Source organism: Actinopolyspora mortivallis, from assembly GCF_003001495.1.
Lineage (GTDB): Bacteria > Actinomycetota > Actinomycetes > Mycobacteriales > Pseudonocardiaceae > Actinopolyspora > Actinopolyspora mortivallis_A.
Window position 1 is genome coordinate 211165 of sequence record NZ_PVSR01000001.1, and the last position, 24908, is coordinate 236072.

General features: G+C 69.6%; 22 protein-coding genes. 17 read left to right on the forward strand and 5 right to left on the reverse strand.

Going from position 1 to position 24908, the window contains the following annotated elements; all coding sequences use genetic code 11:
• Nucleotides 1-27 precede the first annotated feature (27 nt).
• The gene (locus CEP50_RS01000) at nt 28-2130 is read right to left on the reverse strand and encodes an elongation factor G-like protein EF-G2 (protein ID WP_106112008.1); all 2103 of its coding nucleotides are present in this window, start codon (nt 2128-2130) and stop codon (nt 28-30) included.
• Nucleotides 2131-2414: 284 nt separating this feature from the next.
• On the opposite strand from CEP50_RS01000, the gene pdxS reads away from it, so the two are divergent.
• The gene (pdxS, locus tag CEP50_RS01005; RefSeq protein WP_106112009.1) at nt 2415-3329 is read left to right on the forward strand and encodes a pyridoxal 5'-phosphate synthase lyase subunit PdxS; all 915 of its coding nucleotides are present in this window, start codon (nt 2415-2417) and stop codon (nt 3327-3329) included.
• A 30-nt stretch (nt 3330-3359) separates the two neighbouring features.
• Here the strand turns inward: pdxS and CEP50_RS01010 are convergent, their stop codons facing one another.
• Nucleotides 3360-3923, reverse strand: coding sequence for a helix-turn-helix domain-containing protein (locus CEP50_RS01010; protein ID WP_106112010.1), 564 nt, complete (start codon nt 3921-3923; stop codon nt 3360-3362).
• A gap of 78 nt (nt 3924-4001) precedes the next feature.
• On the opposite strand from CEP50_RS01010, the gene CEP50_RS01015 reads away from it, so the two are divergent.
• The 13 genes from CEP50_RS01015 (at nt 4002) to CEP50_RS01075 (ending at nt 17970) form a co-directional block, all read left to right on the forward strand.
• Nucleotides 4002-4715, forward strand: coding sequence for an AzlC family ABC transporter permease (locus CEP50_RS01015; RefSeq protein WP_219905252.1), 714 nt, complete (start codon nt 4002-4004; stop codon nt 4713-4715).
• Nucleotides 4712-5029 (forward strand): AzlD domain-containing protein, encoded by a 318-nt coding sequence (locus CEP50_RS01020; protein WP_106112011.1) that lies wholly within the window; start codon nt 4712-4714, stop codon nt 5027-5029. The genes CEP50_RS01015 and CEP50_RS01020 overlap by 4 nt, the downstream gene beginning before the upstream one ends.
• Before the next feature lie 139 nt (nt 5030-5168).
• Nucleotides 5169-6611, forward strand: a complete 1443-nt coding sequence (locus tag CEP50_RS01025; protein WP_106112012.1) for an amino acid permease — start codon at nt 5169-5171, stop codon at nt 6609-6611.
• A gap of 43 nt (nt 6612-6654) precedes the next feature.
• Nucleotides 6655-7365 carry a pyridoxal 5'-phosphate synthase glutaminase subunit PdxT gene (gene pdxT / locus CEP50_RS01030; protein WP_106112013.1) on the forward strand — a complete coding sequence of 237 codons (711 nt, stop codon included), beginning with the start codon at nt 6655-6657 and terminating at the stop codon, nt 7363-7365.
• On the forward strand, nt 7362-8114 hold the full coding sequence (locus CEP50_RS01035) for a YebC/PmpR family DNA-binding transcriptional regulator (RefSeq protein ID WP_106112014.1): 753 nt from the start codon (nt 7362-7364) through the stop codon (nt 8112-8114). Before pdxT ends, CEP50_RS01035 begins: the two co-directional genes overlap by 4 nt.
• Before the next feature lie 209 nt (nt 8115-8323).
• Entirely contained in the window at nt 8324-8833 is a 510-nt protein-coding gene (locus CEP50_RS01040) for a DUF4262 domain-containing protein (protein ID WP_106112015.1), read from the forward strand.
• A gap of 184 nt (nt 8834-9017) precedes the next feature.
• Entirely contained in the window at nt 9018-9605 is a 588-nt protein-coding gene (gene ruvC, locus CEP50_RS01045; RefSeq protein WP_106112016.1) for a crossover junction endodeoxyribonuclease RuvC, read from the forward strand.
• On the forward strand, nt 9602-10246 hold the full coding sequence (gene ruvA, locus CEP50_RS01050) for a Holliday junction branch migration protein RuvA (protein ID WP_106112017.1): 645 nt from the start codon (nt 9602-9604) through the stop codon (nt 10244-10246). The genes ruvC and ruvA overlap by 4 nt, the downstream gene beginning before the upstream one ends.
• A 54-nt stretch (nt 10247-10300) precedes the next feature.
• On the forward strand, nt 10301-11413 hold the full coding sequence (ruvB, locus tag CEP50_RS01055; protein ID WP_106112018.1) for a Holliday junction branch migration DNA helicase RuvB: 1113 nt from the start codon (nt 10301-10303) through the stop codon (nt 11411-11413).
• A 282-nt stretch (nt 11414-11695) separates the two neighbouring features.
• A complete protein-coding gene (gene yajC, locus CEP50_RS01060; RefSeq protein ID WP_106112019.1) occupies nt 11696-12067 on the forward strand; it encodes a preprotein translocase subunit YajC in 372 nt (123 codons plus the stop codon).
• Between the two features lie 394 nt (nt 12068-12461).
• Nucleotides 12462-14177, forward strand: coding sequence for a protein translocase subunit SecD (gene secD / locus CEP50_RS01065; RefSeq protein WP_106112020.1), 1716 nt, complete (start codon nt 12462-12464; stop codon nt 14175-14177).
• A 3-nt stretch (nt 14178-14180) separates the two neighbouring features.
• Nucleotides 14181-15383, forward strand: coding sequence for a protein translocase subunit SecF (secF, locus tag CEP50_RS01070; protein ID WP_106112021.1), 1203 nt, complete (start codon nt 14181-14183; stop codon nt 15381-15383).
• 277 nt (nt 15384-15660) lie between these two features.
• Nucleotides 15661-17970: a RelA/SpoT family protein gene (locus CEP50_RS01075; protein ID WP_019853641.1), complete on the forward strand. Its 2310-nt coding sequence runs from the start codon at nt 15661-15663 to the stop codon at nt 17968-17970.
• A gap of 59 nt (nt 17971-18029) precedes the next feature.
• Here the strand turns inward: CEP50_RS01075 and CEP50_RS01080 are convergent, their stop codons facing one another.
• Nucleotides 18030-18893, reverse strand: coding sequence for a peptidylprolyl isomerase (locus CEP50_RS01080; RefSeq protein ID WP_106112264.1), 864 nt, complete (start codon nt 18891-18893; stop codon nt 18030-18032).
• Nucleotides 18894-19308: 415 nt separating this feature from the next.
• Between CEP50_RS01080 and CEP50_RS01085 the strand changes: the two genes are divergently transcribed.
• Both CEP50_RS01085 and CEP50_RS01090 read left to right on the forward strand, forming a co-directional pair.
• A complete protein-coding gene (locus CEP50_RS01085; RefSeq protein ID WP_106112022.1) occupies nt 19309-19992 on the forward strand; it encodes an MBL fold metallo-hydrolase in 684 nt (227 codons plus the stop codon).
• Between the two features lie 93 nt (nt 19993-20085).
• Complete coding sequence (locus CEP50_RS01090) at nt 20086-20721, forward strand: hypothetical protein (protein WP_106112023.1); 636 nt, start codon at nt 20086-20088, stop codon at nt 20719-20721.
• 361 nt (nt 20722-21082) lie between these two features.
• On the opposite strand, the gene CEP50_RS01095 is transcribed toward CEP50_RS01090, so the two are convergent.
• Nucleotides 21083-22474, reverse strand: coding sequence for a YibE/F family protein (locus CEP50_RS01095; protein ID WP_258174627.1), 1392 nt, complete (start codon nt 22472-22474; stop codon nt 21083-21085).
• 500 nt (nt 22475-22974) lie between these two features.
• Between CEP50_RS01095 and CEP50_RS01100 the strand changes: the two genes are divergently transcribed.
• Entirely contained in the window at nt 22975-23730 is a 756-nt protein-coding gene (locus tag CEP50_RS01100) for an AfsR/SARP family transcriptional regulator (RefSeq protein WP_258174628.1), read from the forward strand.
• A gap of 50 nt (nt 23731-23780) precedes the next feature.
• On the opposite strand, the gene CEP50_RS01105 is transcribed toward CEP50_RS01100, so the two are convergent.
• A complete protein-coding gene (locus tag CEP50_RS01105) occupies nt 23781-24665 on the reverse strand; it encodes a hypothetical protein (protein ID WP_258174629.1) in 885 nt (294 codons plus the stop codon).
• Nucleotides 24666-24908: the final 243 nt, after the last annotated feature.

A 24908-nucleotide genomic window follows, 5' to 3' on the forward strand; every position in this document is an offset into this window, starting at 1 on the left:
GCGAGACCGGAACTACCACCCACCGGCTCACCACGGCAGCGGTTCGTAGCCGGCGAAGCTGCGGCTGAAGCTGGCGCTGCCGGAACTCAGCGACCGCACGTTGACCGCGTAACGGGTCAGCTCGGTACTGGGCACGTGGGCGCGCACCACCGTCCACCCGGGTCCTTCCGGTTCGGTGCCCAGCACCCTGCCCCTGCGCACCGACAGGTCGCCGAGCACCGTGCCCAGGTGCTCGTCCGGCACGTGCACCCACACCTCGTCCACCGGTTCCAGGGTCACCAGCCCGGCCCGTTCGGCGGCGTCCTTCAGGGCCAACGCCCCCGCCGTCTGGAACGCGGCGTCCGAGGAGTCGACGCTGTGGGTCCTGCCGTCCACCAGGGTCACCCGCACGTCGATCAACGGACACCCCGACTCCAGCCCCTTCGCCAGCTGCTCCCGTATCCCGCGTTCCACGCTGCCCACGAACCGCTTCGGGACGGCCCCACCCACCACCCGGTCGACGAACTCGAAACCTCCCCCGCGCGGCAGCGGCTCCACCTCGATGTCGCACACCGCGTACTGCCCGTGCCCGCCGGACTGTTTGACGTGCCTGCCGTGGCCGGCGGCCGCCTGCCGGAAGGTCTGGCGGAAGGCCACCCGCACCGGCTCGGTGTCCACCTCCACCCCGTGCTCCCGCAGTCGCCGCAGCACGAGATCGGCGTGTGCCTCGCCCATGCACCACAGCACCAGCTGACGGGTCTCGGTGGACCGGTCCACCCGCAGGGTGGGGTCGCTGGCCAACAACCGGTTCAGGTTGCGCGCCAGCGCGTCCTCGTCCTCCCCGCTGCGTCCGGCGAGCGCCATCGGCAGCAGCGGGTCGGGCATGTCCCACGGCTGTATCAGCAGCGGGTCCCCGGTGTCGGAGACGGTGTCCCCGGTCTCGGCCGAGTCGAGTCCGGTCAGCGCGCACAGGTCCCCGGCCACGCAGTGCCGCGTCTCGTGCAGGGAGGCGCCGAACGGGGTGTGGACGTGGGCCACGCGCTCGGTGGAGTCGTGGTCGGCACGGCCCCGCTCGCCCAGTCCGTGCCCGGAGACGTGCACCGAGCGGTCCGGCAGCAACGTGCCCGAGAACACCCGGGCCAGCGAGATCCTGCCCCGGTGGGGATCCACCGAGGTGTGCACGATCTCCGCCGCCAGCGGCCCCCCGGGATCGCACTCCAGGGGGCGAGGGGCGGTCCCGTCGGGGGCCGTGGCCTCGAGGGCCCCGCGCTCCGTCGGGGCGGGAAACCCCCGGACGATCCCGTCGAGCAGTTCGATCATCCCCATGCCGGTTTCCGCCGAGGCCGGTATCACCGGGTGGAGCCCCCCACGGGCCACGGCGGTTTCGAGGTCGCTCAACAGCGTGCCCACCTCGATGGCCTCCCCGGTCAGGTAGCGTTCGAGCAGGGACTCGTCCTCGCTGTGGGCGATGATGCCCTCGAGCAGTTCGTTCCGGGCCGCCTCGACGTCCGCCTCCATCCCCTGCGGAGCGGTGCCCACCGTGGGAGTGCTTCCCCTCGAGTAGTCGTGGAGACTTCCGGTGAGCAGCCCGTACAGCTGGTGGGGCCGCCCCTCGTGATGCCGCGCGAGATACAGCTCCACCACCCCGGAGCCGAACGCGTTCCGGCAGGCCTCGACGGTGGCGACCACGTCGGCGCGGGGCCGGTCGATGCGGGAGACGAGCACCCCTCGCGGCATTCCGACCCGGTCGCACTCCCGCCAGACGGCCACGGTGGCCTCGTCCACCCCCTCGGCCGCGTCCACCACGAACACGGCCGAGTCGGCGGCCCGCAGCCCGGCCCGCAGTTCCCCCAGGAAGTCGGGATGGCCGGGAGTGTCGATCAGGTTGATCTTGGTTTCCCCGTGCCACAGCGGCGCCACGGCCATGCCCACGGAACGCTGCTGCTCCACGGCCGCCGGTTCGTGGTCGCACACCGTGGTTCCCGCCGCCACGGACCCCCGGCGCGGGACGGTCGAGCTCGTGGCCAGCAGCCGTTCCACGAGAGTGGTCTTGCCCGTCCCGGAGGGCCCGACGAACACCACGTTGCGCACCGACTCCGGCTTCCGGGGCGCCTCGCGGGCGGTCGCTGCTCCCCGCTGCCTGTTGTTCATGGTTGTCCCCCCGTGCGGTGCCGGAATGGCTGTGGTTGCCGAGCACACACCCCTCGGCGGAGGTGCGCAAGGCGACGGCTGCGGGCGGCGGGCTGCCGAGTGGTCTGGTGAGAAAACCGCGCAGTGGCCCGTTTCCGGACCGGGGAACTGCCCCTAGCGTCGAGGGCGCAGTACGACAGCGACGTCCGTGAGGCCCGCGCGTCGCGCCTCCGCCCCGCCCCCGGAGCTGGAGGGGCTTCGCCGGTGGGAGGAACGCGCGGGACCCCGGAGAGGAGTGACAGCAAGTGACCGACGTCACCAGCGGGGCCGCACGTCCCGAGGGCACCGGTACGGACGGTGTCAAGCGCGGCATGGCGGAGATGCTCAAGGGCGGGGTGATCATGGACGTGGTCACGCCCGAGCAGGCGAAGATCGCCGAGGACGCGGGTGCGGTCGCCGTCATGGCACTGGAACGTGTGCCCGCCGACATCCGGGCCCAGGGCGGAGTCGCCCGGATGTCCGACCCCGCGATGATCGAGGAGATCGTGCGTTCGGTGTCCATCCCGGTGATGGCCAAGGCGCGCATCGGCCACTTCCTGGAGGCCGAGGTGCTGCAGTCCCTCGGGGTGGACTACGTCGACGAGTCCGAGGTGCTGACCCCCGCCGACGAGGACAACCACATCGACAAGTGGCCCTTCACGGTGCCGTTCGTGTGCGGCGCCACCAACCTCGGCGAGGCGCTGCGCCGCATCTCCGAGGGCGCCGCGATGATCCGCTCCAAGGGGGAGGCGGGAACCGGCAACGTGGTGGAGGCCACCCGGCACATGCGGCGGATCCGCTCCGAGATGCGTCGGCTGTCGGTCTCGGACAGCACCGAACTGTACGCGGCGGCCAAGGAGATGCGGGTCCCGGTGGAACTGGCACGGGAGGTCGCCACCACCGGTGAACTCCCCGTGGTGCTGTTCACCGCGGGCGGTGTCGCCACCCCCGCCGACGCGGCCATGATGCGCCGACTCGGGGCGGAGGGCGTGTTCGTCGGTTCGGGGATCTTCAAGTCCGGCGATCCCGCCGCCCGGGCGGAGGCGATCGTCAAGGCCACCACCTTCTACGACGACGCCGATCTCGTCGCCAAGGTCTCGCGGGGACTGGGCGAGGCCATGGTGGGCATCAACGTCGAGGACCTGCCGGAGGATCAGCACTACGCCCGGCGCGGTTGGTGACCCCGGCGGTGCGGGAATCCGGTGGTCTTCCTACCTGTGCTCCATGACCAGCAGGGCCCTGACGGCCCCCTCCGGGGCGCGGTAGAGGTGGGCGACCTCGCCGGAGAAGGTCAGGTAGTCCCCCGGTGACAGTTCGGCCGGCTCCGTCAGGGGGCCGGCCGACATCGTCCCGGAGAGCACCACCAGGTGTTCCACGGTGCCGCGCTGGTGCGGATCGGCGCGGCGTTCCTGCCCCGCTTCGAGGGCTATCTCGTAGAGGTCGCGGCTGGCCCCGGCCGGGCACGCCGACAGCAGCCCTGCGGCGAAGGCGCCGTGCTCGGAACGCAGTGTCGGCGCCGTGCCGGCGCGCACGACCTTCACATGGGGGGCGGGCGGTTCCACGAGGCGGCTGAACGGCACGTCGAGAGCCACGGCGACCGCCCAGAGGGTTTCCACGCTGGGGTTGCCCGCCCCCGCCTCCAACTGCGAGAGCGTGGACTTGGCGACCCCGGCCCGTCTGGCCAGCTCGTTCAGCGAGATCCCCGCGTCGTTCCTGGCGCGCCGCAGCGCGGGAGCGATGATCTCCAGTGCGGCGCTCTCCCCGGATCCGTCCATGACTGTTCGCCTCGTACTTCCTTGTGTTCGTTTTGACGAACAACGGTGCTGTTGTTCACTATAGCGACCATGCGTTTGATGCGCCGAACATTGGACACGGTACGGCGTGACTCACCCCTGATCGTCCCGGTGGCCTCCATGGCACTCGCCCTGGCGGTGGTCGGTGCCTCGCTCGGAGCGATCGCCGTCACCAAGGGGGTTCCGCTGTGGCTGGTCACCCTGATGGCGGCACTGGTGTTCGCGGGAGGTTCCGAACTGCTGGCGGTGGGGATGGCCACCTCCGGGGCCGCCCCGTTCGCGGTGGTGCTCGGCGGGTTGCTGCTCAACGCCCGCCACCTGCCCTACGGGCTGGCTCTCGGAGGGATGCTGGCCGACAGCGGCCCGGGCGGCAGGCTGTTCGGAAGCCACCTGCTGGTGGACGAGGCCGTGGCCTTCGCCCTGGCCGAGTCCGACCCGCACCGGCGGCGGCGTGCCTACTGGGCCGCCGGGCTGACCCTGTACGCGGTCTGGGCCCCCTCCGTGTTCCTCGGGGGGCTGCTCGGTGACGGTATCGGCGACCCGCGCGCGCTCGGTCTGGACGCGGCCCTGCCCGCCGGGCTGCTCGCCCTGGTGCTGCCCGCCCTGCGGGACCGCCCCACCCTCCGGGCCGTGGCGCTCGGCTCCACGGTGGCCGTGGTGCTGACCCCGGTGCTGGAGGAGGGGCTTCCCGTGCTGTGCGGGCTGTTCGGCATGGTCGCCGCGCTGCCGGTCACCACGGGCCGTTCCGGCGAACGCCCGGAGGCGGGCGTATGACCCTGGGGATCGTGGTGGCGCTGGCCGCCGGGACCTACGCGCTGCGGGTGGCGGGGCCGCTGTCGCGCGACAGGCTGCGGCTGCCCGAACGGTGGCGGTGGTCGCTGTCGGTGGCTTCGCTGGTGTTGCTCGGTGCCTTCGTGGCGACCAGCGCGCTGTACGAGTCGGGGTCCTTCGCCGGGGTGGCGCGGGTCACCGGAGTGGCCGTCGGCGGGGTGCTGGCGTGGCGGAGGGCGCCCTTCGTGGTGGTGGTGCTGGTGGCGGCCGGAGTGACCGCCGGAATGCGCGCCGTCCTTAGCACGCCCGGCATGTAAGTGATCGTTAACCCCCGTTCGGGGGGTGGCTTCCGAGTGATTAGGGTCTTGTCGACCGAGCCGGCTCCGAACCACGGAGCCGGACCCCGTAGCGAGCCGGGCCATCCTCACCCGGCCGATACGTAGTGGAGGCAGAACCTTGGTCACCACGCCCGATCCGTCGGACGGTGCCACGACAGCAACGGGACCGGCCGGACAACGGGGCAACGAGGAGGGTTACGCCACCGGCCTGGGAAACCGCCAGGTCCAGATGATCGCCATGGGCGGGGCCATCGGGGTCGGCCTGTTCCTCGGAGCCGGCGGGCTCCTGGAGGAGATGGGACCCGGAATCATCCTGTCCTACCTCGCCTGCGGCGTGGCCGTGTTCTTCGTGATGCGGGCCCTCGGCGAACTGGTGCTCTACCGGCCGGTCTCCGGCAGCTTCGTCGAGTACGCCCGGGAGTTCATCGGCCCCTGGGCCGGGTTCGCCGCCGGATGGATGTACTGGGTGAACTGGGTCGGCAGCGGAGTCGCCGAGATCACGGCCGCCGGCATCTACATCGGCAAGTGGTTCCCCGAGTTCCCCCAGTGGATCACCGCCCTGCTCTCGTTGCTGGTGCTGCTGGTGGTGAACCTGCTCTCGGTGCGGTTGTTCGGCGAACTGGAGTTCTGGTTCTCGGTGATCAAGGTGCTGGCCATCGTCAGCTTCCTGGTGGTGGGGACCTGGTTGGTCGCCACCGGCGCCGAGGTGGGCGAGACCACGGCGAGTGTCGGCAACCTGTTCTCGCACGGCGGCTTCCTCCCGTTGGGGCTGCCCGTGGTGCTCATGAGCCTGCAGGGGGTGATCTTCGCCTACGCCTCGATGGAGATGGCCGGTATCGCCGCCGGGGAGACGAAGAACCCGGCCAAGGTGATGCCGCGCGCGATCAACAACGTCATCGTGCGCATCGCCCTGTTCTACGTGGGCTCCCTGCTGCTGCTGTGCATGGTGCTGCCCTGGACCGCCTACAGCGGGGCCGAGAGCCCCTTCGTGACGGTGTTCTCCAGCATCGGGGTCCCCTGGATCGGCGACATCATGAACTTCGTGGTGCTCACCGCCGCTCTGTCCAGCTGCAACTCCGGGCTCTACTCCACCGGACGCATCCTGCGGTCGCTGTCCCTCAACGGGGAGGCCCCCTCCTTCACGGCGCGGATGAACTCCCAGCGGGCGCCCTACGGGGCCGTGCTGTTCACCGCGGCGGTGTTCCTGCTGGGGGTGCTGCTCAACTACGCGCTCCCGGACAAGGCCTTCGAGATCGCCACCTCGGTCTCCTCGCTCGGCGTGATCGCCACCTGGGCCGCGTTGCTGTACAGCCAGGTGCGGATGCGCAAACTCGCCCAGCAGGGCAGGTTGCGGCGTCCCTCCTACCGGATGCCGGGTTCCCCCTACACGAACTGGATCGTGCTCGGTTTCCTCGCCCTCGTGCTGGTGCTGGCGGGATTCTCCTCCGACATCGCGGCTCGCTGGTCGCTGTACGCCGTACCGTTGCTGGTCGTGAGCATCACGGTCGGTTGGCGCGTGGTGAGCCGCCGTTCCGCGAGCAGCGGAGCGGACGTGGGGTGACCCGGACATTGCCGAATCGCCCGTGTGCAGGACAATCGGAGATGTGAACCAAGCTCAACCGGTGGTGGGCGTACTCGCCCTGCAGGGGGACGTGGCCGAGCACCTCCAGGCGTTCGAACGTCTCGGGGTGCCGGCCCGCACCGTGCGCGGACCGCGGGAACTCGCCGCGGTCGACGGACTGGTGCTGCCCGGGGGCGAGTCCACGACGATGACCCGTCTGCTGGAGACCTTCGAACTCTTCGAACCGTTGCGGCAACGACTGCGCGAGGGCATGCCGGCCTACGGTTCCTGCGCGGGCATGGTGCTGTTGGCCGACAGCGTGCTCGACGACCGCACCGACGTCGAGGGCAGTCCGGGAGTGCGGACGCTGGGAGCGCTGGACGTGGTGGTCCGGCGAAACGCCTTCGGACGCCAGGTCGACTCCTTCGAGGCGGAGCTGGACGTCGCGGGGATCGAGGGCCCCCCGATGCACGCCGTGTTCATCCGCGCCCCCATCGTGGAGAAGACCGGGGCCGACGTCGCGGTGTTGGCCGAGGTGCGGGGACGCCCGGTACGCGGGTCGGCCGAGGGCGACGGAACAGGTACCATCGTCGCCGTTCGCCAGGGTCCGGTACTCGCTACGGCGTTTCATCCGGAGCTGGCCAACGGTGACGATCGTGTGCACCGTCTGTTCGTGCGAATGATCCGTGACAACGACGACGGACGTGCCCGCGAGGCCACTCCGGCAAGAGCAGAGACCACGGAGGAGAGATGAGCGGCCACTCCAAGTGGGCCACGACCAAGCACAAGAAGGCCGCCCTCGACGCCAAGCGCGGTAAGCTTTTCGCGAAGCTGATCAAGAACATCGAGGTCGCCGCGCGCATGGGCGGGGGGGACCCGGAGGCCAACCCGACCCTGTACGACGCCATCCAGAAGGCGCGCAAGTCCTCGGTCCCCCAGGACAACATCGAGCGCGCCCGCAAGCGCGGCGCCGGTGAGGAAGCCGGCGGCGCCGACTGGCAGACGATCATGTACGAGGGTTACGCCCCCAACGGGGTGGCGGTGCTGATCGAGTGCCTGACCGACAACCGCAACCGCGCCGCCAGCGAGGTGCGGACCACCATGAACCGGCACGGCGGTTCCATGGCCGACGCCGGCTCGGTGTCCTACCTGTTCAACCGGCGCGGTGTCGTGCTGCTGCCCAAGAACGGGCTGAGCGAGGAGGACGTGCTCGGGGCCGTGCTGGAGGCCGGTGCCGAGGAGATCGAGGATCTCGGGGAGCAGTACGAGGTGCTGTGCGAGCCCGGTGACCTCGTTCCGGTGCGGAAGGCCTTGCAGGCGGCGGGCTTCGAGTACGACTCGGCCGAACCGAGCTTCCTCCCCTCGGTCAACGTTCCGTTGGACAGCGAGGGCGCGCGCAAGGTCTTCAAGCTGATCGACGCGCTCGAGGACTGCGACGACGTGCAGAACGTGTACTCGAACTTCGACGTCAGCGACGAGGTCATGGAACAGGCCTCGGCCTGAAGCGAGCCGCGGACGGGGACTTGCGGGCTTGATCCCTCGCCCGGAGGTCCCCGACTGCCGCTTCGAACGCGTTCCGCCCCACGCGGAGAAACCGATCTCCCCTCTGGAGGCCTCGTCCGGTGGACTAGGCTGCTCGTCGACGCCGCGTGGAGAAGCACCCGTGGCGCCGTGAGGCCCAGCGATCCGACGGAAGGGGCGGAAAGGACGCGATGACCGTCACTCCGGACGCGCCCGACCAGCTGCGTGACCGGCTGCTGCGCACCGCCGAACGGCACGGTGCCGCTGTCGTGCACGTCGACGAGGAGGAACAGCACCCGCCGTACGCGTTCTCCGCCGGCGTCTGGCGCCGCTTCGGCAAACCCGAGGTGGTGGTGATCGGCCTGCCCCAGGAGGTCGCGCACCCCGTGGTGAACACCTACACCGCCAGGGCCGCACGGGGGGAGCGTTTCGTTCCGGGACGACTCTACGAGGGGTTTCTGGCCGAACAACCGGTGACCTTCGAACGGATCTCCGGGGTCCACTACCCGCAGTACCTCGGCAGTGCGGTGCTGCTGCACGACGGGGACGACTTCCCCGGCCTGCAGATGGTGCTGCCCGAGCCCCGCACCGGGCTGTTTCCCTGGTCCGAGGGAGCCTCGGAGGAGTTCCGGCAGTACCAGCCGGTGCTGACCGACTCGGGGCTGCCGGAGAACTGGACCCCCGGGGTCGACGGGGCCTGACTCCGGACGGAACCCGCCGTCGACGCGTGCCGCCCCGGTGCGGTGAACCCGGTTCCGGAAGGCTTCCCGCCGCTCCGTCCTGCCGAGCCCCGCGGACGAGGCCGTGTCGGCCGTGTCCGGGGCCGCGCGGAACCGATAGGATTCGAACGTCTGTTCACCACGGCGTGCGCGGGAGGATGACGGGGTGCGTGTACTGGGAGTCGACCCGGGGCTGACCCGCTGCGGCATCGGTGTCGTCGAGGGGGGACACCGGCGGGGAGTGCGGTGCCTGGGGGTCGGCGTCGTGCGCAGCCCGGTCGAGGACGAACTGCCGCGGCGCCTGCTCACCATCGGCGACGGGGTGGAGGAGTGGATCCACGAACACCGTCCCGACGTGGTGGCGATCGAACGGGTGTTCAGCCAGCACAACGTGCGTTCGGTCATGGGGACCGCCCAGGTTTCCGGGGTGGTGGCCCTGGCCGCCGCGCGCAGGGACATCCCGGTGGCCTTCCACACGCCCAGTTCGGTCAAGGCGGCCATCAGCGGCTCCGGCCGGGCGGACAAGCGTCAGGTGACCGCCATGGTGAGCAAGGTGCTCGGGCTGAGCACACCCCCCAAACCCGCCGACGCGGCCGACGCGCTGGCCCTGGCACTGTGCCACCTGTGGCGGGCCCCGATGACCGACAGGCTGGCCGAGGCCGAACAACGGGCCGCCAGCCTGGCCCGCAACCATCGGCAGCGGTTGCGCCGCGCCGTTCGTGACTCGTCCGGGACGGGAGGAAACCAGCAATGATCGCTTCGGTCCGGGGCGAGGTGCTGTCCGTGGGCCTGGACCACGCCGTGGTCGAGGTGGGCGGCGTCGGCATGGCGGTCCACGCCACCCCCGCGACGCTGGGAGGACTGCGACAGGGGGAACAGGCCAGGCTGGCCACCTCCCTGGTGGTGCGCGAGGACTCGCTCACCCTCTACGGGTTCGCCGACGCCCGGGCCCGTGACCTGTTCACCATGTTGCAGACAGCCTCCGGGGTGGGCCCCCGACTGGCTCTCGCCGCGTTGGCCGTGCTCGAACCCGACCAACTGCGCACCGCGCTGGCCGAGGGCGACATCGGCGTGCTCACCCGGGTTCCCGGGATCGGTCGGAAGAACGCGGAGCGGCTGACCCTGGAACTGAGGGACAAGGTCAACGCGCTGCCCTCCCCGGACGGCACCGCCGAGTTCGAGGCCTCGGTCACCTCCGCCGCGACCGGAACCGCCGGGCCCTCACCGACCACGGCACGACTGCGTTCCGAGGTGAGCGAGGCACTGGTCGGGCTCGGTTTCTCGGTCAAACAGGCCGAGCAGAGCGTGAACACGGTGCTGGCCGAGGCGGGGGAGCACCCTCCGGACACCTCCACCCTGTTGCGCAGGGCGCTGGCCGCGCTCGGGCCCACCTAGCGCGGTCGCTGCGACACTCGGTGGCAAGGCGGCGACGAGGCTTCGAGGAGTGCCATGCACGAGGACGAGTGGGGCGAACCCGGGGGAGGAGCCCCGTCGGAGGAACACCGTGATCGTCACGAGCTGTCCCCGCACCAGGGCAGCGGGGAGCAGGAGATCGAGGCGAGTCTGCGTCCCCGCAAACTCGACGACTTCGTGGGCCAGCCCCGGGTGCGGGAGCAGCTCCAGCTCGTGCTGCACGGCGCGCTCGGGCGGGGGGAGCAGCCCGACCACGTGCTGTTCGCGGGCCCCCCGGGGCTGGGCAAGACCAGTCTGGCCATGATCCTGGCCTCCGAGCTGTCCGCCTCGATCCGGGTGACCTCGGGGCCGGCGTTGGAGCGGCCGGGCGACCTGGCCGCGATGCTGTCCAATCTCGCCCCCGGGGACGTGCTGTTCATCGACGAGATCCACCGCATGGCCCGGCCCGCCGAGGAGATGCTCTACCTCGCCATGGAGGACTACCGGGTGGACGTGGTCGTCGGCAAGGGCCCCGGTGCCACGAGCATCCCCCTGGACATAGCCCCCTTCACCCTCGTGGGCGCGACCACCCGCTCCGGGTCGCTCACCGGGCCGCTGCGGGACCGCTTCGGGTTCACCGCCCACATGGAGTTCTACGACTCCTCCGAGCTGAGCGAGGTCATCCGCCGGTCGGCCCGCATCCTCGGGGTGGACCTGCGCGAGGACGGCGCCGAGGAGATCTCCCGCCGCTGCCGGGGCACGCCCCGCATCGCCAACCGGCTGCTGCGCCGCGTCCGGGACTACGCCGAGGTGCGCTCGGACGGCGCGGTCACCCGGGAGGTGGCCCGTGCGGCCCTGGAGGTCTACGACGTGGACGAGCTGGGCCTCGACCGGCTGGACCGCGCGGTGCTCGGGGCGCTGGCCCGGTTCTTCAACGGGGGACCGGTCGGGATCTCCACCCTGGCCGTGGCGGTCGGGGAGGAGCAGACCACCATCGAGGAGGTCTGCGAGCCGTACCTGGTGCGGGTGGGCATGTTGGCCCGCACCCCACGGGGGAGGGTGGCCACCGCCGCCGCCTGGCGCCATCTCGGCCTGGTTCCGCCGGAGCACGCCGTCGGGGCGGGAACCGGGGTCGTCGTCGACACCGAGCCGAGCCTGTTCGAGGAGTGAGCACGAGCGCGGCCCTCCCGCGAGGGCGGCCGAGTCCCGCCGGAGTGTTCCGCCTCACGGTCCGTCGCCCGGATCGGTCCTCCGCACCCTCCCACGAGCACGCCCGAGGCTGTGCGCTGGGACACAGCTCGACTCTCTCCGCGAGACCGGGTTGGCGCGTTTCACCGCAGGTGAGCCTGGCACACTGGGGGAGGCACATTCGAACGAGCCGGACGCCGGTGGTGCACGGCCCCGCTGTCGCGGTCGCCGCGCTGTCCGGGACACGTCCGTGGACGGAGCGAGATGGAAGGCCTGATTTTCCCGATTCTGCTCGTCGGAATCGCCGCGCTGCTGTTCTTCCAGATGCGCAGGCAGCGCAAGGTCATGAACGAGCAGCAGAAGCTGCAGAACTCCCTGGAGGTCGGTGACCGGGTCATGACGACCTCGGGAGTGTTCGGCACCGTCGTGAGGACCCACGACGATTCCGTCGACCTCGAGATCGCCGACGGAGTGGTCACCACCTGGCTGCGCCAGGCCATCCGTGAGCGGGTCGAGAGCGGGTCCTCGGAGGACGCCGACGAGGACTCCGAGGACTCCGAACCGGCGGGTGAGTCCGCCACGGAGAGCTCCGAGGAGCGGGAGACCGCCGACTCCGAGACCCAGAAGACGGGCTGAGCTCCCCGCCCGGAGCCGCCGCACCAACGACAGGGTGTTTCCGGGAGGCTCCGGTCTCCCGGAGTGCGGGTCCCTGGCCCGGTGGCGGATTCTCGCCACCGACGTGTTCCGGTGCGCCCGGTGCGAACACGCCGGATCCCGTGCGGGCCGGTGTCCCCGCCCGTCGGAGGCTGTCGATCACGGTGGCCAATCCGGAGTCGTGCGGATATGTTCCGGTTGGCCCCTCCCTGCGGTGGGGACCCGAGCGTGACCTGTCAAACTGAACAGTCGAACAGGGCCGCCGCTCGGTGACCGTGCGCCGCCCCGGGTCGTTCGGCTCGGCGCGGGCCTCGGCGGGCCCTGGCACGACTGCTGGACCTTCGGCACCGACCTCGGACGAGGAGACAGACCTAACGTGGCACCTCCACGCGGGCAGATCCGGCCGGCGCGTTACCTGCTGGCCTTCGTGGCGATTCTGCTGGGCATATACAGTCTGGTGTTCTTCACCGGCGATCGTGAGCCCACCCCGGAACTGGGAATCGACCTACAGGGTGGTACCCGGGTCACGCTGACGGCCCGCACCCCCAACGGTGAGCCGCCGAGCGACGAGTCGTTGAAGCAGGCCCGTCAGATCATCGAGCAGCGGGTGAACGGCCTCGGGGTGAGCGGTTCCGAGGTCACCATCGACGGGACGAACCTGGTCATCACGGTTCCGGGCAAGGACGGCGAGCAGGCCAAGCGCCTCGGGCAGACGGCGGAGCTGAACCTGCGCAAGGTCAACCAGGTCGTTCCCGCCTCCGTGACCCAGGGCAACATGCCGGGCAACCAGAACGGCCAGGGCGGCCAGGGGGACCAGCAGGGAACCCCCTCCGAGGGCGCGGACGGCGGCGGGGACCAACAGAATCCCGCCGACACCGCTCCGCAGGCCGCGGCCCAGCAGGATCCCGAGCAGCAGTCCGAACAGCCCGCCCAGAACAACGGCGGGGACGAGTTGAGCAGGGCCGAACGCATCCGGCAGGCCAAGGAACTGCGGCAGAGCGAGGACCCCGCCGTGCAGCGCCAGGCCCTGATGACGCTGGACTGCGCCGCCCCGGACCCGCTGCGCGGCAACGCCGACCCGAAGCGTCCGCTGGTCACCTGCGGCGAGGACGGGGAGAACAAGTACATCCTCGACCCGGTGCTGATCCCGGGAACCGAGATCAGCGACGCGAACGCCGCTCCGCCGGGGCAGCGCAAGCCGCAGTGGACCGTGAACCTGGACTTCAAGCAGCAGGGCGGCAAGACCTGGGCGGACTTCACCTCCGAGAACGTGGGTCAGCAGGTCGCCTTCGTGCTGGACACCCAGGTGGTCTCGGCGCCCTCGATCAACAGCCCGATCGTGGGGGGCCAGACGGAGATCCAGGGGGACTTCGACCAGGAACGGGCCGAGAACCTGGCCAACACGCTCAAGTACGGTTCCCTGCCGCTGGCCTTCGACCAGTCCACCGCCGAGACGGTCTCGCCCACCCTGGGCATCGCCTCGCTGGAGGCGGCCCTGCTCGCGGGGGGCATCGGACTGATCCTGGTCGCGGTCTACTGCCTGTTCTACTATCGCCTGCTGGGCATCCTGACCATTCTCTCGTTGATCCTGTCCGGGGCGGTCGTCTACGGCGTGCTCGTGCTGTTCGGGCGGTGGATCGGCTTCACCCTCGACCTGCCGGGCATGGCCGGTTTCATCATCGCGATCGGCATCACCGCGGACTCGTTCATCGTGTTCTTCGAACGGCTCAAGGACGAGATCCGTGAGGGCAGGACGTTCCGTTCGGCGGTGCCGCGTTCCTGGGCGCGGGCACGTCGCACCATCCTGTCCGCCGACGCGGTCAGCTTCCTGGCGGCCGGTGTGCTGTACCTGCTCGCGGTCGGTCAGGTGAAGGGCTTCGCCTTCACGCTCGGGATGTCGACGGTGCTGGACCTGATCGTCGTCTTCCTGGTCACCCATCCGTTGGTGGCCTTGGCGTCCCGCAGCAAGTTCCTCTCCCGTCCCGGTGTCACCGGCCTCGGTGCCGTCCAGCGGATGGGTGAGCGCGCCAGGAGGCAGCGGCAGGGCAACCGGCAGCAGAGTGCCGCGGGCGGCACTCCGAAGGAGGCGTGAGGCGTGGACACCACCGGGAACAACGGGAGCGCCCCCGCCGCGGGCGGCAGGGGAGTGCTACAGCGTCTCTACACCGGTACCGGGGCGTTCGACATCGTCGGCAAGCGCAAGTACTGGTACGTGATCCTCGGGCTGCTGATGCTGGTTTCGGCGGCCTCCATCGGGATCAAGGGCTTCAACCTCAGCATCGAGTTCGAGGGCGGGACCAACATCTCGATGCCCGCCCAGGGGGCCTCCGGACAGATCAGCACCGAGCAGGCCGAACGGACCGTCCGGGACACGCTCGGCAACGATCCCTCCTCGGTGCAGCTGGTGGGCAGCGGAGCCTCCCAGACGGTGCAGATCAGCACCGAGAAACTCGACGTGCAGGAACTCGCCGAGGTGAAGTCCGCCCTCTACGAGGACCTGCGCCCGCTCGGGGCGGACGGACAGCCCAGTCCCGAGGCCATCAGTGACAGCGCCGTCAGCGGGACCTGGGGCAACGAGATCACCAGGCAGGCGCTGATCGCGCTGGCGGTGTTCCTCGTGCTGGTCACCGTGTTCCTGGCGTTCTACTTCGAACGCTGGATGGCCGTGGGGGCGCTGGTCGCGCTGATCCACGACGTGCTCGTGACCGCCGGGGTCTACTCGCTGGTCGGCTTCGAGGTCAGCCCGAGCACGGTCATCGGTCTGCTGACCATCCTCGGTTTCTCGCTCTACGACACGGTCGTGGTCTTCGACAAGGTCAAGGAGAACACCTCGGGGCTGTTGAGCGTGACCCGGCGCACCTACCCTGAGGCGGCGAACCTCGCCGTGAACCAGTCGCTGATGCGGTCGATCAACACCTCGATCATCGCGCTGCTGCCCGTGCTGGGACTGCTGTTCGTCGGTGCCGGACTGCTCGGCGTGGGCGTGCTGCGGGACCTCGCCCTGGTGCAGGGAGTCGGCATGATCGCCGGGGTGCTCTCCTCCATCCTGTTGGCCACCCCGCTGCTGGTCGACCTGAAGATGCGCGAGTCCGCCTACCGCGCCCACGAACGGAAGGTGTTGCAGCGCAGGCGCCACCGCTCCGGTGAGGACGAGGTCGAGGAGGAGAACCCGACCGAGCAGCCGGACACGTCCGCCCGGATGGCCGGTGCCGGGGCCTCGAACGGATCCGGCCGTGCCGGGACGGGACGGCCGTCCGGCAAGGCCGAGCGACGCGGGGCCGCCCGCCGGAGACGCTGAGCGAGCACGCGGCGACCGCGTGGCGGTCGGGCCGGATGGGGCTGCACCCCGGCCGCCACGCCGGAACCGTACCTTCCGCCGACCGGTTCCGCCGATCGGCAGCCGGTCGTTCACGGAGCCCGGCGACCGCCCGGCGCGGCACGGGACCGGTGGGGAAGGGTGTCCGGGGCTCGTGGCGTTATGCTCGATGTCCGGGTCATGCATGGGCACCGCGGGTGTACCGTGAACGGAGAATGGACCCGGGGCGAGTGGATCCTCGAGTACCCGGGAGCGTGCTGTGAGCCAAGAAGTCGAGTCTCCTGCGACCGAGTCCGCCGCGCAGCGTTCGGCCTCGGCCACCAGGCGTGTGCGCGCGCGGCTGGCCCGGCGTATCACCGCGCAGCGGCCCACCCAGGTCAAACAGGTCCTCGAACCGCTGGCCTCGGTCCACCGGGAGTTGCACCCCCAGGCCGACCTGGGGCAGTTGCAGCACGCCTACGACGTGGCCGAGGAGAAGCACAGCGACCAGCAGCGCAAGTCCGGGGACCCCTACATCACCCATCCGCTGGCCGTGGCCACCATCCTCGCCGAACTGGGGATGGACACCACCACGCTCATGGCGGCCCTACTGCACGACACGGTCGAGGACACCGGCTACCCCCTGGAGCAGTTGCGCGCCGACTTCGGGGAGGAGGTCGCGCACCTGGTCGACGGGGTGACCAAGCTCGACAAGGTCAAGCTGGGCACCGCGGCCGAGGCCGAGACCATCCGCAAGATGGTCATCGCCATGGCGCGGGACCCCCGGGTCGTGGTGATCAAGCTGGCCGACCGGCTGCACAACATGCGGACCATGCGTTTCCTGCCGCCGGAGAAACAGGTGCGCAAGGCACGGGAGACACTGGAGGTGCTCGCCCCGCTGGCGCATCGCCTGGGCATGGCCACCATCAAGTGGGAGCTGGAGGACCTGGCCTTCGCCATCCTGCAGCCCAAGAAGTACGACGAGATCGTACGACTGGTGGCCAACAGGGCCCCCTCCAGGGACACCTACCTGCGCAAGGTGGTCGACGAGATCTCGGCGAACCTCGACGCCGCCCGGTTGTCGGCGAAGGTGGAGGGCAGGCCGAAGCACTACTACTCGATCCACCAGAAGATGATCGTGCGGGGCCGGGACTTCGACGACATCCACGATCTGGTCGGTGTGCGGATCCTGGTGGACCAGGTGCGGGACTGCTACGCCGCCATGGGGGTGGTGCACGCGCTGTGGCAGCCGATGCCCGGAAGGTTCAAGGACTACATCGCCCAGCCCAAGTTCGGGGTGTACCAGTCGCTGCACACCACGGTGGTCGGGCCGGAGGGCAAACCGCTGGAGGTGCAGATCCGCACCGAGGAGATGCACCGCACCGCCGAGTACGGCATCGCCGCGCACTGGCGCTACAAGGAGACCCGTGGGCGCAACAGGGGCAGCGCGGGAGTCGAGATCGACGAGATGGCCTGGATGCGCCAGCTGCTGGACTGGCAGCGGGAGGCCGCCGACCCGGGTGAGTTCCTGGAGTCACTGCGTTACGACCTCAACACCCGGGAGATCTTCGTGTTCACCCCGAAAGGGGATGTGATCACGCTGCCCGCCGGGTCCACACCGGTGGACTTCGCCTATGCGGTCCACACCGAGGTGGGACACCGGTGCATCGGCTCCCGGGTCAACGGCAGGCTGGTCGCCCTGGAGCGCAAGCTGGAGAACGGTGAGGTCGTCGAGATCTTCACCTCCAAGGCCGAGGGTTCCGGGCCCAGCAGGGACTGGCTGTCCTTCGTCGCCTCACCCCGCGCCAAGACCAAGATCAAGCAGTGGTTCGCCAAGGAACGCCGCGAGGAGGCGATCGAGTCCGGCAAGCAGGCCATCGCCAAGGAACTGCGCAGGCTCGGGCTGCCGGTCCAGCGGTTGGTCTCGGCGGACTCCATCGGTTCGGTGGCCAAGGAACTGCACTACACGGACGTCACCGCCCTCTACGCGGCCGTCGGCGAACGTCAGGTCTCCGCCCATCACGTGGTGCAGCGGCTGGTGGCCTCGTTGGGGGGTGTGGAGCAGGCCGAGGACGAGATCGCCGAACGTTCCACTCCCTCCACCGTCCAGCAACAGCGTCGCAGCTCCGGTGACTCCGGTGTTCGCGTGGAGGGCGCCAACGCCGGTGACGTGTGGGCCAAGCTGGCGCGCTGCTGCACCCCGGTTCCCGGTGACGAGATCCTGGGCTTCGTGACCAGGGGCGGAGGGGTCAGCGTGCACCGCACCGACTGCAACAACGCCGCCGACCTGCGCGGCAAGCCCGAGCGGTTGGTGGACGTGCACTGGGCTCCCTCGAACTCCTCGGTGTTCCTGGTGGCGATCCAGGTGGAGGCGCTGGACCGGCACCGGCTGCTGTCGGACGTGACGAAGGTGCTGGCCGACGAGAAGGTCAACATCCTGTCCGCCTCGGTGACCACCTCCAAGGACCGGGTCGCGGTCAGCCGGTTCTCCTTCGAGATGGGTGACCCCAAGCACCTGGGGCACGTGCTCAAGGCGGTGCGCAACATCGAGGGGGTCTACGACGTGTACCGCATGACCTCGGCCTCCTGAACCGCTCCCGGGACGACGGCGGGACACGGACGATTCCCGTGTCCCGCCGTTCCCGCGTCTCAGGAGGAGATCCGCACGTCGGTGAAGGTGATCTCCTTGTTCGGTGCTCCACCACCCACGGTGGGGAAGGAGTTGTCGTGCCCGGCCCGGGCGACCTCGTCGACCACCTTCAGTCCCTCGTCGGAGACGGTGCCGAACACCGTGTAGTCCGGGCTCAGCGGTGCCTCGCCGTAGACGAGGAAGAACTGGCTGCCGTTGGTGTTCTCCTTCCCCGAGTTGGCCATGGCCAGGTAGCCACGTCCGTACTCGATGTCGGAGGCGATCTCGTCGTCGAACTGGTAGCCGGGCCCGCCCCTGCCGGTTCCGGTGGGATCGCCGCACTGCAACATCTGCAACCCCTCCGTGGACAGCCGGTGGCAGGAGGAGTCGTCGTAGAAGTCGGCCTCGGCGAGGTGGACGAAGCTGTTGACCGTGCACGGCGCCAGGGAACGGTCCAGGGTGAGCGGTATGTCGCCGAGGTTCGTCTCGATCGTGGCCTCCACGCTCCCCTTCGCACTGACCTCCCCGTCCTGTGGAGGTTCCACCGGTTCGGCCGGTTCCCCCGTGGAGCGGTACTCGCAGGAGACCCGCGCGGGAAGCGGTTCCTGTCGGGAGGGAGCGGGGGCGCGCTCACTAGGGATGGAGATCTCCGTGTCCTCCCGACCGCTGGTGGGGGACCCGGTTTCCGAGGGGCCGTCCGCCGCGTCGGACCGGCCACCGTCCATCCTGGTCAGGAAGTACACCCCCACCACGGCGGCGATGACCACCACGATGGTGGCCGTGACCGCGGCGGTGCGGCGTCTGCGTGCCTGTTCCTCCTGACGAGCGAGCTTGCGTTCGAGCTTGCTCTTGGCCGCTTGGCGGCGTTCTTCGTTGCTGGACACCTGTTCCCACTCCGTGCTCGGGGTCGTTCGGTCGAGAAGTCCCCGGTGCGGCGACTTGCAGGCGGCCGGTGCCGGTGTGCGGGGTGTTCCCACACCACCGACGGACCGACCGGGACGTATCCCGGCCGTTTGTCCCCTCCGCGCGGTTCCGGCCCCGCGCCCGTGCGAACGACCTGGGGTCCCTCGCCCGAGGCGTGCACCGGGCGCGTCGGAACCGGATCACCGTCTCCGCGGGGAGGGGACACCCCGGGATCACGCCTTCGGGCGAGTGTAGAACGGGCCGGTGTGCGAGAACCGTGAGACCGCACGGCTAGGCTGGGAGTACTGGAGTGAGCCGGGCGGCGCGTGACCGGGCAGGCCGTGCGCGGGCCCCCGGTCGCACGCTCGTACCCGAACAGAAGGGGAGAAGCACTCCGTGCTTGTTGTTGGTTTCCCGGTGGGACAGCTCCAGGCGAACTGCTATGTGCTGGCTCCGGAGAAGAACGGGCCCTGTGTGGTGGTGGATCCCGGGCAGGACGCCGTCGAGGCCGTGCGCAGCCATCTGGACCAGCACGGACTCACCCCGGAGGGGGTGCTGCTCACCCATGGGCACTTCGACCACGTCTTCTCGGCGGGGCTGCTGTGCGGCGCCTACGGGATCCCGGCCTGGATCCATCCCGAGGACGCGTACATGATCGGTGACCCCGGGGCCGCGCTGGGCCCCGAGGGACGGCAGCTCTTCGAGGGGGTGTCCGTGACGGTGCCCCACGAACTGCGTGACCTGCGGGGCGCGACGACTCTCGAGATCGCGGGGATCCGTTTCACCGTGCATCACGCTCCCGGGCACACGGAGGGCTCGGTGCTCTTCGAGACCGCCACGGAGGAGGGCGGGCGGCTGCTGCTCACCGGGGACACGTTGTTCGCCGGGGCGATCGGCCGCACCGACCTGCCCGGAGGGGACCACGAGAAGATACTGCGGACGCTGAGTTCGCGTGTGCTGTCCTTGGACGACGAGACCGCGGTGCTGCCCGGGCACGGGCCCACCACGACCGTCGGACGTGAGCGTGCCGCCAACCCGTTCCTGCGGGATCTGGGCGTTCCCGGCGGGACGGCGGGCTGATACAGCTGACCAGGGGAGCGATGAGGGCCACGGAGCAGCGACGGACGTGGCCCCGGAGGAGGTTGTCGACCGGGTGCGGGCGGTGCTGGCGTGATGAGTGAGCAGCGGGTGGTTTCGCTGGATCTGCTCGACCGTGCTGTCGTGCGCAGGCGCGCGATCAGTGTCGTGGTCGTCGCTGTGGTGGTCGGTGCCGCTGTGGGCGGAATCGTCGGGTTGTTCGCGGGACCTCCGGGGTTCCTGGTCGCCTTCGCCGTGCTGGCGGTGCCGCTGTCTCTCATGGCGTTCGGGGAGGCCCGCAAGACCTACTGGCTGGACGGCACCCAGGTGGCCGCGCGGGCTTTCGGGACCCGCAGGGTGGACCTGGCGCGGGCCACTCGGCTGGACGTGCTCGTCACCGACGTCCGTGGAGCGCGCACGATCAGTCTGCTCGTCGCCGGAGCGCCGAAGAACAAGGCGTTGAACGTGGCCCTGGCGATGTACGCCGGAACCGGAGGCAGGGAACTCGGTGTCTACGAGCTGCGCCGGCTGGCCGACACCCTGGCCGGAACCGGGGACACGCGGGCGCTGGTGTTGTCCGAGTTACTGGTGGCCCAGCTCAAGTCCGAGGCTCGGGGGGACGGCGCAGCCGACCGTCCGCTCCACCGGCTCGCCGCACTGGCTCCCTCGGGAAGGTTGGCCCGTCGTCTGCCGAACGAGGACGTGGCCAGGTTCGTGGCGACCCTCGACTGAGGGGAGCGGTTCCGGCGCGGGGCGGGAAGGATGGTTTCCCGGGCGGTGCCCCGAGGCGGGGACGTCACCCCCGAGAAGCACCCTTTCACCTCAACGAGTAATTGTCACTGCCCGGCTCTTTTCGTATTCTTTCGATCCCGGGTGGCTCTCTTCTCGGCGTTGGGAGGTTCGCGAAAGAGCATTCTCGGTTTTCTCGACAGTGTCGCTCCTTTGTCGAACGGATTTTTTCTCCGTTGCCTCCGGCGGGGAGGTGGTAACTCTTCCGGGTTTCTTCCGATCGTGTCGTGAAATCGGTTTCGGCCCGGGCCGCTTCCGGCCCGGGCCGTTGCCGTGTCCGGAGTGACTCTTCCGGTCGGGCGGGTCACCGTCCCCCTGTGCGGAGGGGAAGGCTGTTTCCCTCCGGATCGGCACGGAAGGGGGAGGCGGATCGTGCCCCTCCGGGGCCGGTGGCGCGTGTCGCGCCGCGCCGTGCCCCGTGTCTGACCAGCGTGACCACACGTGTTCCCGAGGGGTCTTCGGCAGGGGTGCCGGTCCGCGTCTCCCCGCGCACGATCAGCGCGGCGATCGCCGTCGTCAACGGGACGGCGGCGATGAGCCCCAGGCTTCCGACCAGGGTGCGGACCACCTCCTGGGCCACGTCCTGGGTGGTGACGATGTCGGTGAACGGGTTGCCGGACAGGCTGTAGGTCAGCAGCAGGGGCAGGGCCGTACCGGCGTAGGCGAGCACCAGGGTGTTCACCGAGGAGGCGACATGGTCCCGCCCGATCCGGAGCGCCGAGGAGTACAGCTCCTTCCACCGCAGGGAGGGGTTGGCCCGGTGCAGCTCCCACACCGCACTGGCCTGGGTGACCGTGACGTCGTCGAGCACCCCCAGGGCACCGATGACCACTCCGGCCAGCAGTAGTCCCCGTGCGTCGATGCCGTGACCCAGCGCCCCGATCAGTGCGGAGGTGGAGTCGTCCAGGCCGGTCAGGCGGGTCAGTCCCGCGAACACGGCGCTGAGGGTTCCGATCAGGGTGAGACTGGTGAGGGTTCCCAGCACCGCCGTGGAGGTCCGGGCCGAGAAACCGTGCGTGAGGTACAGCGTGCAGAACATGATCAGCCCGGCGCCCACGACGGCCACGGACAGGGGGTTTCGCCCCGCCAGGATGCTCGGGAGCACGAATCCGGCGAGGATCGCGAAAGCCACGCCCAGCGCCGCGAGCGAGGCCAGTCCCTTCCACCGACCCAGGGCGAGCACGGCACCGACGAACAGTGCGCAGAGCAGCAGCATCCAGGGGCCGCGTTGGTAGTCCACGATCTGGTAGGAGCTTCCCCGTCGGGGTGCGGTGCCCGAGTAGGCCAGTACGACCTCGTCCCCCGCGTCGAACTCGGGGGTGGTGGGTTCCCGGGGGACGGTCTGTTCGACGATGCTGCCCGCGGCGGGGCCGTTGTCCAGTTCCACCCGCAGCCGCAGACACTGCCCGGCGCCGCCGGGCGGGTTCCCGGTCCCGTCCGTGGTAGCGCACGGCCCCGTTTCCGCACGCAGGATCGTTCCGTCCACGGGGGTGCGGGCGAAACCGCTCGGTGCGGCGTTCTCCGGTGGTTCGCCGAAGGGGTGCAGGAGCACCGCCCCGATCACCGCGGCGAGCACGAAGGGACTCAGTACCGCGCCCAGCAGTTTTCTGGTGCGGGGTGAGGCCGGTGCCGTGTCGTGTCCGTGTCCGTGTCCGTGCTGGTGTGGTGTCGCTGCGGCACTGTGATCGTCGGGCACCGAATCATGGTAGGGGTGGTTTCCCCCGGGTGGGGTTCGGTAGGGCCGTCGGAACATCCCCGGACCGGAATCCCCACCGGGCGGATGGTCCGACCAGTGCCCCGGAGGTTCTCGCCCCGATGGCGAATTGTTCCGCGCACTGGTGCGGTTTCGGGGCCGTCCGTCGGGGCTCGCCGCGAGAAACCTTTCGACGAATAAGGGTTTCCTGTCGTGCTCCGGCGCGAGGAAAACCGTCCTAAATGTATTCTGGAATATTCCCCTCTTTTTCACTCTTTCGGGCTATAGGGTTCATTGCGATATGCCCTTAATATCCGACGTGCAGACCCGAAGTGGTCCGATGATTTTATCCGACGTCGGTACGGGCGGAATTCGGGAAAATTCCGAAGTGCTGAGCCGGTGTGCTTTTCGGTGGTGTGTACCGGGCCTCTTCGTTTCCCGGAGTCCCGGGAAAATACCATAGTGCTGTTTTCCTGCGGGAGGTTTCCGTGATCCGTTTCCGGGTGCTTGGGGTTGTGTGCGTCTGCGACTCCGCGGGAGAACAGGCGGAGATATCCGGGGACATCCGACGAACCCTGCTGGCACTGCTGCTGCTCAACGCGGGCAAGGTCGTCCCCCGTGAGCAGCTCGAGGAGGAACTCTGGCCGGAAGGGCTGCCCCAACGGGGAGCCAACGCCCTGCAGGCGCACGTGGCTCGTCTGCGTCGCGACCTGGACCGGATTCTCGGCCCGGAACGGGGCGGACGCCGCATCACGACCAGCCGGTTGGGGTATTCGCTGGACCTCGAACCGGAGGAGCTCGACCTGCTCGTCTTCGAGTCCCTGCGGGGAAAGTCACGCGAGATCGCCGATTCCGATCCGGCGACGGCCAGCGACATGCTGCGCCGGGGACTCGATCTCTGGCGCGGGCCTGCACTGGCCGACGTGCGGGAACGGAGCCCACGGCTGTACGCCGCCGCGGTGCAGGCCGAGGAGTACCACACCCTGGCGATGGAGGACTTCATCGCGCTCAACATCAGGCTGGGCAACCACGAGGAGGTCATCGGTCGGCTGAAGGCGCTGACCACGCGGTATCCCCACCGGGAACGGCTGTTCGAACAGTTGATCCTGGCGCTCGGCAGGACGGGGCGGAGGGTGGAGGCCGCCGACGTCTTCCGCCGAATCCGTAAGGAGATGGTGGCGGAATTCGGAATCGAGCCCTCCTCCGCCCTGAACCGCACCGTTCAGGAGGTCCTCGGTGGGGATCACGGTGGCTCCTGAGTCCGTCCACGAGCCGGGACGTCGGGAGAACTCCGAGGCCGTGGGGCCTGTCAGAACAGGCCGGAACCGAGTTCCGAACCGGAGCGGTGCGCCTGTTGCGGAAGGAGCATGGCCGGAACGGACATTCCGCTGCGGGCCGGTTCCCAACGGACACAGAACGCCCCCGATCCGAAGTCGAGAGCCACGGTGTGGGTGTGTCCCCGCGAGTCCAGCGACAGGGGTTTGGGAGGGTCCAGTTCGGACCCGTCCGAACGGGTGGAGAAACTCTCGCAGTAGAGCGGCGGATTGTCCGGATCGAACCGGAGTTCGACGAGGTACTCCCGTACCGGGAGCCGGAACCTGCGCGAGTAGGTGTGGTCCTGGTCGGTGCCGACCAGCCCGTTCGGGCCGTGGCTGATCTCGTACTCCAGCAGCGCGGTCTCGCCCTTCTCCAGCGCGCGGTCGAACAGCAGTTCTGCCACGATCACCCCACTCCGGTGGTCGGACAGCGCCTGCCCCAGCGTGCAGCCCTTCATCGCGCGGATGCTCGGCGGCGAGATGTCGGTGCCCGAGTTGTCGAACACCGTCACCCAGCGGTCGACCCCGTTGCGTTCGGCGCGGACGAGCTGGCGCACCCGCAGGCCGCGCTGTTTGCCGGCTCCGTCTATGTCGAGCACGTCGTGTTGACTCAGACGTGTCAGGTGTCCGTCGGCGCTGGTGTCGAGCCGGCTGAGCATACCGGCCGCCGAGGCGTTGTCGGACCACAGGCTCGTCAGGGGCGGGGCGGTGGACTCGCCCCTGCTCCTGCCGCGCGGTTTCGGCGGCCCGAGCAGGGCGGAGAGCGCTCCGTCCGGCACTCCCAGCACGTCCTCCAGCTCCCGCAGCGCGGCCAGGGAGTCGGGGCGTTCCGGGCGACGTCGTCCGGACTGCCAGTAACTCAACGCGGTGATGCTCACCGGGGTTCCCCGGGAGCGCAGTCTGTGCTGAATGCGTTCCAGGCTGAGTCTGCTCGAGCGGATGGCGGCCCGGAGGGCGACATCGAAAGGTCCTGTGCGCAGGAGTTTCGCCAGTTCGAAAGAGAGGTGGCGATGTTCCTGTCCGATCGCCGGAGATGGCGTGGAAGGTGTTCGTGTGCGGGGAACGACCATGACCACTCCTCGTGCTGACCAACCTTGTGCGTGACGCTAATTGTCCCGATC

Coding starts and splice junctions, on each gene's coding strand:
- CEP50_RS01040 (WP_106112015.1), top strand. CDS start 8,324: ATGACCGTCACTCCGGACGCGCCCGACCAGCTGCGTGACCGGCTGCTG.
- CEP50_RS01020 (WP_106112011.1), top strand. CDS start 4,712: ATGACCCTGGGGATCGTGGTGGCGCTGGCCGCCGGGACCTACGCGCTG.
- CEP50_RS01015 (WP_219905252.1), top strand. CDS start 4,002: ATGCGCCGAACATTGGACACGGTACGGCGTGACTCACCCCTGATCGTC.
- ruvA (WP_106112017.1), top strand. CDS start 9,602: ATGATCGCTTCGGTCCGGGGCGAGGTGCTGTCCGTGGGCCTGGACCAC.
- CEP50_RS01010 (WP_106112010.1), bottom strand. CDS start 3,923: ATGGACGGATCCGGGGAGAGCGCCGCACTGGAGATCATCGCTCCCGCG.
- yajC (WP_106112019.1), top strand. CDS start 11,696: ATGGAAGGCCTGATTTTCCCGATTCTGCTCGTCGGAATCGCCGCGCTG.
- CEP50_RS01000 (WP_106112008.1), bottom strand. CDS start 2,130: ATGAACAACAGGCAGCGGGGAGCAGCGACCGCCCGCGAGGCGCCCCGG.
- CEP50_RS01035 (WP_106112014.1), top strand. CDS start 7,362: ATGAGCGGCCACTCCAAGTGGGCCACGACCAAGCACAAGAAGGCCGCC.
- ruvB (WP_106112018.1), top strand. CDS start 10,301: ATGCACGAGGACGAGTGGGGCGAACCCGGGGGAGGAGCCCCGTCGGAG.
- CEP50_RS01090 (WP_106112023.1), top strand. CDS start 20,086: ATGAGTGAGCAGCGGGTGGTTTCGCTGGATCTGCTCGACCGTGCTGTC.